This is a genomic window from Serratia sp. 25CWL12 (assembly GCF_055790885.1).
Genome location: NZ_CM147698.1, coordinates 3611277 through 3623757 on the forward strand (window position 1 = coordinate 3611277; position 12481 = coordinate 3623757).

Consider the following 12481-nt stretch of genomic DNA (forward strand, 5'->3'; position numbering starts at 1 on the left):
GTTTTTTTACGGAGGGGATTTGATGAAATATCAGCTTTGGAGAGACTGATCGGCAACCATCTAGATCCAGCGTCCCGCTTCGCTTAGGTGGCTTTTTTATGTATTGAGGGGGGGGGCAGAACAGCCACACTCAGTGGCCTATTCCGGCTGTTCCCTCAGCGACCACTCTTATTTGGTCAATTTAGCTGTCATATGGACGCCGTTATTGAAATGAGCGCTAGTGATTTTGTATGACGCACCCTGTTTAGCTGCCTGTGCTGCAATTTTAACTTCTGCGCTATCAAGAGTGGAAGCTGTAGCACTGACGCTCTGAGCAAAAGCACCGAAAGACATCATGGAGATGGCAGCAACAGCAACTAAAGTTTTGATGGATTTCATGGTCGTATTCCTTAAGTTATTTTGTTTGGTTTAGGGGGTTTTCCCTGATGTGATAAATGATATGACGACCATGAGATAATTAAAATCGAAACGATTTGCGTATTTTATTCAAAAAAAATGAACGATAATGGCGAGCGAAAGTGCAGTGCAGAGAGCGGGTGTTATGTTCAATCCTGCTGGGTGGTACAAAAGAAAAAAGCCCCGGAGGACTTTGAGTTACGCCGTTGGACGTTCGCTCCAGGAGTCATGAGCTAACAGATTACCGTTTTTGTACAGGTGAGTGATTTTCTCATAGTTCAGGGCAACTTCTCCATATGGCCTGTGCCTCGACAACCCCGTGTATCGTGCATCACCGGACTGACTGAAATCACCTTCACATTCTCCAGTGAGATCCGGTAATACTCCACTTCTTGTCCAGCATCGTTGATGTTGTAGAACCGGAACTCAGCAGATTTTAGCGTTTGGCCTGTCGCAGCTGCCTTAAAGGCGCAGAAACACCCCCACGTGCGTGGGGAAGACCGTTGTGGCCCCACCTCGCGATGGCGAGGATAGGAAACACCCCCACGTGCGTGGGGAAGACTCAGTAATCTTGGTCGTCGTGCCGCGCATGTGAGAAACACCCCCACGTGCGTGGGGAAGACTATCCATGCGGCGCTCTGCTCTGTCACCCATGAGAAACACCCCCACGTGCGTGGGGAAGACGATGTTCCGCCCCAAAGATGGATCGGATCCAAAGAAACACCCCCACGTGCGTGGGGAAGACCCATACGCTCATGCTGCATACTCCCGCTGGCAAGAAACACCCCCACGTGCGTGGGGAAGACCAGCGCTAGCAGCATAACGCCGATTGAGATGTAGAAACACCCCCACGTGCGTGGGGAAGACAAAATGAGGAACACGATATGATCCGCGATACTAGAAACACCCCCACGTGCGTGGGGAAGACTCGCGCCGCTTTGGTTGTCGATTCCCAGCATAAGAAACACCCCCACGTGCGTGGGGAAGACTCTGGAAGAAGATAGGGCGGGTACGTAAAAATAGAAACACCCCCACGTGCGTGGGGAAGACCAAGCCATCTGCGCTGCTCATCTGTCAGTGCCAGAAACACCCCCACGTGCGTGGGGAAGACTAGATTGACCCCTGAGCGCTCTGGTAGCTGTTGGAAACACCCCCACGTGCGTGGGGAAGACAGGTCACGAGTTCAAGTCTCGTCTGGGTGACCAGAAACACCCCCACGTGCGTGGGGAAGACCCTTTCAGCCTGCCCGGTAACGCCAGTTGATGAGAAACACCCCCACGTGCGTGGGGAAGACGTAGATCTCTCTACTCAAGATCAGGTGATGGTAGAAACACCCCCACGTGCGTGGGGAAGACGTGTGGGCAGTGGCTTTTTGCCTCTGTGTTTTAGAAACACCCCCACGTGCGTGGGGAAGACGGCTTGCCCCGCCAAAAAAGACGGGGCTCATGGGAAACACCCCCACGTGCGTGGGGAAGACCACTAACTGAGTGGGAAGCCGAGCAAGATCGAAGAAACACCCCCACGTGCGTGGGGAAGACAACCTTCAAAGTTGACTTCACAGGGGTCTAAAAGAAACACCCCCACGTGCGTGGGGAAGACCCTCGCATTCACCATCAATGGTGGAAAAATAATAGAAACACCCCCACGTGCGTGGGGAAGACGAACGGCATCCAGCAGCTCGCCACTACGCAGCGGAAACACCCCCACGTGCGTGGGGAAGACCATTAACGCCGGGCTTATGCCTGCGACAGCGTAGAAACACCCCCACGTGCGTGGGGAAGACTTAGGCGACATATCCGAACGGCACGCCGCTACCGGAAACACCCCCACGTGCGTGGGGAAGACTCTGTACGTCGCCCTCTGGGGTCTTAGCCATGGGAAACACCCCCACGTGCGTGGGGAAGACAATGGTGGCAGCTTTACCGCCAGTACGATACTAGAAACACCCCCACGTGCGTGGGGAAGACCTGAGGTTATTTAATATCAACGCCACCCGCTTGGAAACACCCCCACGTGCGTGGGGAAGACTACGCGCCATCGGCTGCTTGTTGCTCTGCTAGCAGAAACACCCCCACGTGCGTGGGGAAGACCGGGCTTGCATTAACGGCTTCGGGGTTAAAGTAGAAACACCCCCACGTGCGTGGGGAAGACGGGCGCGGTTTGTTTGTCCGGTCCGTCAGGCTGGAAACACCCCCACGTGCGTGGGGAAGACGCGTCAATTAATGCAGACAGCATGACCACTACAGAAACACCCCCACGTGCGTGGGGAAGACTTCGACGTCAGTTCCCTGAGTTCGCGCAGAATAGAAACACCCCCACGTGCGTGGGGAAGACACTCCAGTAATCTTCAATGGCAGCACCAAGGCGGAAACACCCCCACGTGCGTGGGGAAGACACCAATATATTGTGAAAGAGCGGTAATTAAAACACTATATTTGTGGATTATGAGGATTTCAGGGTTTCGATAATAAGTTGTAATCCACTGATATTAATGATCGGTTTCCTCACCTCTCCTTTGTAACGAATTTCGTAACCTGGCGGTTGAGGAATACTTCTAAACAGCATAAGACCTGACTCTGCTGGCGAATACTGCATCAAATAATCAACCACTGTTTGTGCGACAGAATCTTTCACACCCGATACGAACACATTCGGGCGAGGCTCTACGAACCAGAGTTTCATACGCCCACGAACTGCTGGTGGTAAGTCATTTGCGAGTACGACGAGCATATTTAACCCCCATCAACTCATTAACATCAGTTGTGATCTGATTGAGCAAATCAATGGCAATAACCCGCTTTCTGAATTCGTCGGAGACTTTGTGTTTATCATATCGGCCGGCCATTTCTCGAGAGAGAGAAAATGCCAAATCAATACACAGTTTTTCCTTGTAAAGGTCAGCTAAATCATACACAAACGGTAATGGACTGCCGGAATGAATAAATCCAATATGAGGAGAATATCCCATAGCGTGCACAGCCGAACATAATATGCCATAAAGCGCCGCATTGGTGGCGGTTAGCACTTGATTGGTTAAATCACTCAATTGAAACTTGCCTGGTGTGAACTGGCGTCCTTTCCAACCTACGCCATACTCTTCAGCTTTTTGCTGATACAACGCCCGTACCCGATTACCTTCCATCCCCATCATGCTGTTTAAACTCTTACCATCCAGTTCAGCATCGGGAAAACGTTTTGCAAACATCGTCCGGGCGATCTTAAGAGAAGACTCCTCATTACTGGCAAGAGCCATCTGTAATTTAAGATTGCGTGTATCGGCGGTGGGAAGAAAACCTGCAGCATAAAATAGCAGACTATCCTCTCCCACCCAGCAAACAGAGCAGTTAGCTGCAACTGCCGTTTTTATCGCTTCATGGGTCACTGTGGTGCCTGGGCCGAGTAGCAATGTGTTGATAGTTGCAACAGGTATCGGTACCACATTAGCCTCCGAGTCAACCCACTTAACGCTGCTGTCATCAATCTCTAATCGCCCACGTTCCAGATATAAGAAGGGATATTTGTCTTTTACCTGGGGCAATGATTCACGTGTCACCTTGACAAACAGTCGCTCTCCCTTAGCCATTAGCCGAACTCCAGCAATGTCACCCGTCGATCCCGATAACGCTTATGCTGGCCGAACTGCACGGGGACATCGTTTAAGGTAATAATATCGCCGTCGGCTTCCCCCTCAATGACCGCGTAGCTAAGTAACCGCTGTTTGTTATCTGCCAACGTTTTTGCCTGTTGCCAGGCAGCGTCAGTGTCCTCAAATAAACCCTGATAAATCAGCTCGGTTGGTACACAACTTTTGCGGCCCAGATACAAATCCCACACTGGATTTTGCAAAACGTCAGATAATGATTCCGCTTGCGTCTGAGGTACCTCCAATACCACGGCGAAAGCCGAGTCCTGCAAGTAGTAGCGATAGGTCATTTTGGTACCGCCACCAACAGCCTTTTTTCCATCAGACGTTTTAGGTATCAACAGACTTTGCCAAGGGTCACTGTCGTCGTAGCCACTCCCAACCATCTGGAAGTCGCACAAGGCGGGCTCACGTAGATAGGGCTGACCTTTACCATCAGTGCGGGCGTAAGACCGTACCTCCATGCTCAGGTTATTCATTTGTGCCAACCATTCGATTTCGGGGCCGCCAGCCCCTCGAGCACAACAAAGCAGGCCCAAGATGCCTGAGCGTGTTGGGAAGTTCAGTGTGTCGCGCACCCCAAACTTTGAGTCATGCCCCCAGGCTTGCAACGGCCCTTCAAGCCACAGGAGCATATATTGGGTAGATTTGCTCATCGTTATCTCCCTTACAGGTGAGACTGTAGATCGGCAATCAGGCTATCGATGCTGTATTCAAGGTGATCACCCCATTGATAGTCCCCTTGTTTGCCAAACAGCGAGCCAGATAGCTTTTCTTTTTTGTCGAGCCAGGTGTTAAGTTCATCTTTGCTGGGACGGAGGAAACCTTCGCCTTTACTTTTGACTGGTTGTTCAAAAGAAGCTTGCAGGCGTTGCCCTTTACGCACCAATACGCGAGCATATTCCCACGGGCAGGCACCAGATTGTGTTGTTTGACGTGCGCTTGGCACAGCGGCATACAACGCCTTTACAAAGGCCTCTACGGCAGTCTTAAAGTCAGAGCCCTCTCCCAACGTCTGTTCCAATTGGCCCAGGTCAAGGCTCACATAACGGTAGTAAGTTGCTGAGTTGTATTCCAAACTACCCATATGTGCAGAACCACTTTCATCTTCTGTTTTACAATCATCTACTGCGGTAAAAAACTCTATTTCGTTGGTTACTTTATGAGTTGAAATAGCATGAGCGAAGGATGCCGCCGCCTCAACATTCATATCTGGTGCTTTGGCGACCATACGTCCAAACAACGCTATATCCAGAGCATCCAAGGTTTTGTTAACGACTTTTTTGGACACTTTTACCAGATCTTTATCTTTCAGCTTCGATACTTCAAAACCATTTTCTTGCGCATATATGGCAAATGCTTTGGCTTCAGATTCGCTCAGAAATAACAAAGTATCGTCAGAAAAAAATGCCGCCATAGCCTCACCACAATGGGCCGCTTGCTCTTCGCTGGCACCGAGTGCCAGACACTCATTGGTCAACATAGCGGCTATCTTTTTACTGCGGATACCCAGCCTAATACCAAAGTCCGGCATAGCAAGACGTACTTCTCGTTTCCAGCATTGAGATGAAACACGAGCACGTGGCACGCCGCCGATGATGGCTGACTTGGGTGCACCCACATCATCACGGTTAAGACAGGTCACTGGGAATGATTGCAGGATGTGGAATTCAATGCGGGTATTTTTGTATAGGTTAGTCATAACATTGTCCTTGTAAAAGATGCTTTAACAATCAGGCGAATGGGTTATCAATGATGGGCACTATTTGCAATAAGCCGCAGCCAAACGCGCGCCCCTTGCCAATGCCATTTTTAAAACTATTGTGAAATTGCTGCAGGTTGGTCACGGTGAGTTGCCCCTGAATATGAGCTTTGCCAAGTGTGACCTGGCGACCAACCTTGTCTTGGAATTGCAGTACTTCAATGGCATCAACCTGTAGGGTTTGAGAGTCCACCTCAAACCCCCAACTATTGGCGGCGCGCTGTATAAACCATTGTGCGATCTCAGCACGGCCTTTTACCGCAACACGTTTACCACTCTGTTTATCCTTGCGTACCGGGTTCACCTGCACCTTGAAGCGATAGCGTGAATGAGCCAAAAACGCATCAGCGATTGGCCTGCTTACCACTTTACCGTATTGCCCTTCTACCTGTGTTGTTGGTTCTCGGTTTGAAACAATCAACACTTTGCGGCTATAAAAGTCCCCCCCTTGATCGGCATAAACAATACCGCTTTGGATATGGCTGTGTTTTTCAGTTTCAGTACGCTCATCAGAAAATAGGCTGTATACCACTCGGTGTAACGAATAGGCATCGGTCATTTTCAACGCCTTAACAGCTGTACGATCAAGGTGTAAGGCACTGGCAAATAGTTCAGTCATGTGTGGGCTCCGTTGCTGCTCCGTCCACTTCGGCGGTGCGACGATAGAACTCTTGCGCCCAACGAGCTCTAATCTGCTCCTGCCTATTACCTGAGTACCACAGCAATTGATCCAACAACTGAGCGAAATCAGGTGTCACACCTCGGCTTATCATCAGCGAAAGCAATGGCCGCAAAATACGACAAGTTTCACTTGCACTGGTACAGGCCAGCAGGCGGCGCAGGCGTGCTTTAGCCTGATCAGACTGGTTCCCCTCGTCAAAGCAGGCGGCAATCGCTGCCCCCAAGGGTAACTTGCCATTCGCCGTGGGCTTAGCTTTTGCCAGGGCGGCACCCACGATGCAATAGGGTAGCCGCTCCCACTCTTTTTCCAGATCAACACCAAAATGAGCCAGTAATTCCCAGCTTTGATATTCGGTTGCTGGGTTGTCGGCACGTTTGAGCCGAGCGGCAAAGCCGTTGTCCTTGTTGATGCCATCAATCACATAGCTGACGAATCGGTCTGCCCGGGATAGTTTGGCAGAGGTGTGGATTGCAGTGTCTTCCTTTGGCTGATCCATATAGGTTTTCTCCTTAGTCAGCTTTTAAATATTTGGAAAAGTTAGGGCGTGCTTGAGCCCAAGCATCCATTTGACGGGCACTATCGTTTGGGCAGATTTTGTCAAATACTTGGATAGCGTAAGTAGCGAAGGTTTTGCGTAAAGACAATAGATCTTCTGGATTACTCCCTTTGCTAAAGCAAGCATGAATTAATTGCTGAGAATGGCGCTCACACAACTGCCACATCCTTTTCTCCGCAATTAAAGAAACGTCTTTGGCTCGTGTCTTTTTTCTTACATCTGTGGGTTTAGGGTCACCGACTTGGTGAAAATATCTTTCAACAGATTTTTTTAAGTAGGAAGTAGCGACGCTAAGTTCAGCTATTTCAAACTTATACTGCTCGGTTTCTATATTCCCTAAGTAATCAGTGTGGATATCAAAATAAGATTCTATAAATTCATCACGCTGTTTGACAGATTGATCACCAGAATTAGAGGTGACTTTTATTCCCCCAACCCATACAGTCAAAACTCTTGATTCTTTCTTGATGCGCCGTTTTACCCAATTTAAACCTACACACTCAACTCCATTCGATGATGAATATGATAACCATGATGATAAATCCCTCCAGGGTTTTTTATCAAGATTGACATAAATTGGCCTTGGCACAGCGTCAGATTGATTGATAAGTAGAGATGTTTCCAGCCAACCATCGGCAACTTTGGGATATTGAATTCCATCCATATAGTAAATATCTCCATCTTGCAGTAGAGCAAAACGGGATAAGGCAATAAGAGTTGCCATATACGTTTTTGAATACTTCTCGCTCGATACATCTGATTCTTTTTCAGGCATCGCCTCCCAAGGCGGATGGCCAACACCACTCCATACAACTCTTTCAGCAATTTGTTCCGTTGAGAAAAGATTAAACCAAATGGATTCAAGTAGTGTTTCAGTAAACCCAAAGCAGTGCAAGTTACCAACAAAACCGCCTAAACTTGGCCCGGCAGGTGCTGAATACTGAGCACTAAGTAATTTACCAGAAAGGTTTGTAATATTACTTTCAACTCTTTTTCCCCCAAAAGAAAAGTTCATTATCAATATAATAAATATCGCCAAATCCTGATTGTTAATATCTTGGGGACTTAGGGTTTGAAAAAGAATGGTATTATTACCAGCCCATATATCAGGGTAATATCCAGCACCTATGGGCTTCGGTTTGCTAGAAGATTCAATCTCTAATATTTTTGATTTGGTATTAGCAAGTAAAATTTTTTCTGAGGCTCTCCTGTCTATTAAGGTTTTTATAGCAGGCATCTGTAAAAATGGCCGTTCACCATATAGAAAAAATCGGTCATGCCATTTCTCAAGATAGTTTAGACACTTATCCGCCATGCCCTGCCAGCCCATATGTTTCCAGTCATCGTCATCATCGGGTGTTGCAGCGGACTGAGCGATAGCTAATAACAATTTGGTGATGGCAATTTTCTGAACAGGGTTACCCCCTAAAGCACGTAATTGCGAGTTACTAAAGATCTCTTTCAGACTAACACGGCCCACATCCGCAACCGGTATCCAGGGCTCATCAATCAAGTTAAAGCGGTTTTCCATCGTTTATTCCTTATTGGAAATGGCACGGAAGCCAAGATCTTCACGGTATTCAAGCAGGTATTTATCACCAGCCGGGTAGCCATCCTGAGTGAGCAATTCTCCCGTTTTGCTGACGATGGCAATACGCAGCAAAGCTTCGTCGTCCTCTGGTCGGCCAAGATAAAACACCTCATTCAGATGCAGTTTTTCCAGCTCATGTTTCGTGTTTTTGGGTGGGCAATAAGCCGGGTTGACTCGTACTAATTGCTGGTTAAGTGCTACAGCCAGTTTGCGCCACTCTGCCTTGGTCAGGCGATGGCGGCTATGCGGCAAGGTTAATTCGCTGCCATCAAGTAAACGGATATAGGTCGTTCCATCTTGTGAGCGTAAATTACACAGTAACAACAAATCATGGGTATCCTGGTCGCTATAGCGAGTGTCCGCTTTGTGCTCAGGCAATGTTTTGCCACCTTTGGACAAAGTGAGTTTGGCGAGGGCTTGTTGGGCCTGCTCGCCAGTACGGAACCGGCTGCCGTTTTTCAATTCGTGTAACAGGCTAGCCCATTGTGCGCTTTCCGTTCGCTCGACATAAGTTTGATCAATTAAAGGGCGAATGCCTGATGGTAAGCAGACTGACTGCATATCTTTCCAGACTTCAAGGCTGCGGCACAACACATACGGCGAGTACACCATGGCGCTTTTGCCAAAAGCAGAGTGAGGATTAGCCAGTGCACACTCCAGCGTTGGGGCCAACAACCAGCATTCTGGTTTGGCGCTGGAATGACGTGGGGTGTCTGCGTGCCGCCAAAGGCGGCCAAGACGCTGTAGCAACATATCGGTGGGTGCAAAGCGAGTTATCAGAAAGTCAGCATCAATGTCGAGTGACTGTTCCAGTACCTGTGTACCCACCAGAATGCGTCCACAGTTTGCACGTTGGGGCCATCCGGCCCGGCCATAGAGGTTTACCCAAAGATCTTCGTTGATGGCACGGTGTTGGGGGGTAAAACGCGAATGAAGCAAGCCCGTTTCGCACCCCGCCTGTATCGCACGACTGGCGATATCAAGATACCGCTGTTGTGCTTCAGCAACGGTGTTTTCAATCCATAAGACTTGTTGGCCCTGAGCTGCCCGTTTAAGTGCTTCTTCCAGTGCTTGTTCATTTTTATCGCACATTTGAAGTATTACTGGAGGATTGTCTACAGTCGGTACTCCTACTTCAACCAGCTGATTTTGTTCCCCCACCGCAGCTACAGCCGTAACCAGTGGGTAAGCTGTGCTGGTTGTAGCCTGTTGTAATAGTGCTTCACGTCGAGCCTGACTCAGGGTCGCACTGAGAATAATCACGGTGCAGTCTATCTGCCGCAGAAACGCCACCAGTTCGTTGAGAATAGTTCCCGTGTAGAGATCATAGCTATGCACTTCATCCAGGATGACGACCTTGCCAGCCAGACCAAAAGCTCTGACAAAACCATGTTTGACGTTCATAACCGCCATTAACGCCTGATCAATGGTGCCGACGGCAAATGGAGCCAGTAAGCCGCGCTTATTTTGGTTGAACCAAGAACCGCCAGGGCAGCCTTCTTCCCCTATTTCAGTATCCAGCAACCAGGCACCAGAGTGCAGCAACAAGCCCCGTTGAGGGGTTGCTGAACTAATGATTTGCTCCAAAAAGGCATTGAAGCGATCGTAAATCTTGTTGGAAGTTAATTGAGTTGGCAGCGCAAAATAAATACCCGTCACTTTTTCCTGTGCCAATAACTGATAAGCGGCATACAAAGCAGCCTCGGTCTTTCCCATGCCCATCTGGGCTTCAAGAATATATACCCCTGGTCCCGATACCTGTTCCACAAACAATGATTGCGGCTCACGCAGTTGCATCGCTAGATTGATGGGATCAAAGACTTCAGCGAAAGAGAGTCCGTTGCGAATAATAGGCTTGATAAAACCAGCATCATTCAAGGCGGCCGTGATATTTGGCCGCCAATCTTCATCAGGGTTTTCAAAAAAACCACCAGAGCCAATCCAGTCAGAGACAGAAGTCAACCCAGCGACAACACGTGCCTGAGCTGCGGAATCAAACTTCGGCCAGTCCGATTGAAAGCATTCTTTTAGCGCGACCACCAGTTTTTTGCGTTCGTCAAACCAGTTGGGGCCGCCAAAGACATCTGCGTTGCCGCGTTTATCATCAACCGACGGGTTAAAACCATGGTGTTGACCGAGGATTTCGGCAACATATTTCGGTACTCCAAGATCTTCCGCTGTGGCCTGGCTGACTCCGGCATGTCCACCCCATTGTTGCTCTAGTTTGGGGTTTACTCCAGCCAACTCCGGCATCCTTGTGTAGTCGATACCGCAAGCTGAAAGGATCTTTGCCACAAAAGTCGGGCTGACCTTGCCGATATCATGACTGCCGGCTGCCATTTCACTCCCTTTCGGAAATAAACGGTATTGCATAGGTTGTGGGAAACGCGATATCAGTTGGCGAGCAACTTCACCTACAATCTGGCAGTGGCTCAGCACCGAACGCCCTTGAATCGAGGTTCCATCACTTAGCATCCGTGTTTTAGCCGGGCACTTTTCGAAGCAAATTGCAGAGGCTATATTGTCGGTTTGCGCAGGCGATTTTGTTGAGAATCTCACTATTAATCATCCTTACCTAAAGGCGTTTATCCACGGACGTTAAACTGATTTCATAAGACATAGCCAAATAAGGTTTGTCATTGGAGTGAGAGCTTGCTACTAATAAAAACCCTTCACAATACTGTACAGAAATTCAGGTTAACTGAGATTACTAATCTATTACCTACACACTCACCAACTGTTAAAAAGCCATTGCTTGATGTCATCTCTGTTTACCAACACCAGTTGTTGAGCTTCGGGTTTTCCGTCAAGATATTTAGTGTTCACCTGCAATTCTTTCAGTAAGTAATCGGCAAGGGCTGCACGGGTTTTTATATGAAGTTGGTTATTTTCCATTTGGTAGTCGTTGGCGAGAACTTCTCGTTGGGCGAGAGTTAACCTCGGATCAGGTGATAGTATTAATGTGACATAAGTCTGCCAGGCTTCATCTTGAACGATGGAGTGGGGCGATGAACCTTCAATTGCTGCATTCTCACGGAACCGACTCAAAACAAGGTCACGAAATCCTTGAGATTTCTCACAATATCCACGGACATGGAAGCGGCTTCCCGCTTTGATAATGCTGTGTGGACTGAAAATCCGCCCCTCACTTTCGGGATTAGACAAGGATATATAGTTCACTTCTATTCGTAAGTGTTGATGAATAGCTTTCATTAAAGTCGTAATGACTTGACGTGGTACTTTGCGTTCAGGTAATTCAAGTCGAGTTACACAGGAATTGAGTAATCGGGGAGCCAATATAAAATAGCCGGTTTCAAGCCAGGCAAGAAAATCATCTAACCCACCATGAAAATATTGAGGCTGTTTATCATCAGCAAAGGCGTAATGTGCTTTATCTAGCTTAAGGAGGTGATTGGGGTGTAAATTTTGATAGTGAACAATGTCTTTGTAGGCCTGTTGTCGGGTTATGCTGAACTGATTTTCAAGATCTCTATTACGTACTTCTCCCATCCAAAAGGCCAGCATCTCCAAAAATGCGAATCGTTCGTGAGCTAGCTTGGCACTACTCATATGCCCTCCATGGAACATCGAACCTCATGCGAGGTCAACTACAGCATAACTGGTTATTATGCACTGTGAATAAGGCGAACTTTTGATCGCCATTAGAAACTGAATACACTTTTTATGACCGAACAGTGGCGTAGCGTGGTAAAGCCAGACTATCCTTGAGGTGAATCACCCTTGTTTTCTTGGCTCATTATTAGCCGTGAATATAGGCTAAAAACTTTTACGAAGCTAAACTATACCAGCCTAAAAATCAACCTACAGCATCAATTTGGGAACCAATACAT

At 48.2% G+C, this 12481-nt stretch carries 11 protein-coding genes and 1 CRISPR repeat array; all 11 genes read right to left on the reverse strand.

Annotated elements, in window-relative coordinates; genetic code table 11:
* Positions 1–168: 168 nt before the first annotated feature.
* The gene (locus ACX9GV_RS15585; RefSeq protein ID WP_473196132.1) at positions 169–378 is read right to left on the reverse strand and encodes a YdgH/BhsA/McbA family protein; all 210 of its coding nucleotides are present in this window, start codon (positions 376–378) and stop codon (positions 169–171) included.
* A gap of 296 nt (positions 379–674) precedes the next feature.
* Positions 675–806: a hypothetical protein gene (locus ACX9GV_RS15590; protein ID WP_473198049.1), complete on the reverse strand. Its 132-nt coding sequence runs from the start codon at positions 804–806 to the stop codon at positions 675–677.
* Between the two features lie 63 nt (positions 807–869).
* Positions 870–2791: direct repeats of the CRISPR family, unit length 28 nt; unit sequence GAAACACCCCCACGTGCGTGGGGAAGAC.
* Between the two features lie 47 nt (positions 2792–2838).
* Positions 2839–3126 (reverse strand): type I-E CRISPR-associated endoribonuclease Cas2e, encoded by a 288-nt coding sequence (gene cas2e, locus ACX9GV_RS15595; RefSeq protein WP_023491387.1) that lies wholly within the window; start codon positions 3124–3126, stop codon positions 2839–2841.
* On the reverse strand, positions 3104–3979 hold the full coding sequence (gene cas1e, locus ACX9GV_RS15600; RefSeq protein WP_473196133.1) for a type I-E CRISPR-associated endonuclease Cas1e: 876 nt from the start codon (positions 3977–3979) through the stop codon (positions 3104–3106). The genes cas2e and cas1e overlap by 23 nt, the downstream gene beginning before the upstream one ends.
* On the reverse strand, positions 3979–4695 hold the full coding sequence (gene cas5e / locus ACX9GV_RS15605; protein WP_473196134.1) for a type I-E CRISPR-associated protein Cas5/CasD: 717 nt from the start codon (positions 4693–4695) through the stop codon (positions 3979–3981). Before cas5e ends, cas1e begins: the two co-directional genes overlap by 1 nt.
* 11 nt (positions 4696–4706) lie before the next feature.
* The gene (gene cas7e / locus ACX9GV_RS15610) at positions 4707–5741 is read right to left on the reverse strand and encodes a type I-E CRISPR-associated protein Cas7/Cse4/CasC (RefSeq protein ID WP_473196135.1); all 1035 of its coding nucleotides are present in this window, start codon (positions 5739–5741) and stop codon (positions 4707–4709) included.
* Positions 5742–5772: 31 nt separating this feature from the next.
* Positions 5773–6420: a type I-E CRISPR-associated protein Cas6/Cse3/CasE gene (cas6e, locus tag ACX9GV_RS15615; RefSeq protein WP_473196136.1), complete on the reverse strand. Its 648-nt coding sequence runs from the start codon at positions 6418–6420 to the stop codon at positions 5773–5775.
* Positions 6413–6979, reverse strand: a complete 567-nt coding sequence (casB, locus tag ACX9GV_RS15620) for a type I-E CRISPR-associated protein Cse2/CasB (protein ID WP_023491380.1) — start codon at positions 6977–6979, stop codon at positions 6413–6415. Before casB ends, cas6e begins: the two co-directional genes overlap by 8 nt.
* Positions 6980–6992: 13 nt before the next feature.
* A complete protein-coding gene (casA, locus tag ACX9GV_RS15625; protein WP_473196137.1) occupies positions 6993–8570 on the reverse strand; it encodes a type I-E CRISPR-associated protein Cse1/CasA in 1578 nt (525 codons plus the stop codon).
* Between the two features lie 3 nt (positions 8571–8573).
* On the reverse strand, positions 8574–11189 hold the full coding sequence (cas3, locus tag ACX9GV_RS15630) for a CRISPR-associated helicase Cas3' (RefSeq protein WP_473196138.1): 2616 nt from the start codon (positions 11187–11189) through the stop codon (positions 8574–8576).
* A gap of 171 nt (positions 11190–11360) precedes the next feature.
* Positions 11361–12200 (reverse strand): WYL domain-containing protein, encoded by an 840-nt coding sequence (locus tag ACX9GV_RS15635; RefSeq protein WP_081878529.1) that lies wholly within the window; start codon positions 12198–12200, stop codon positions 11361–11363.
* Positions 12201–12481: the final 281 nt, after the last annotated feature.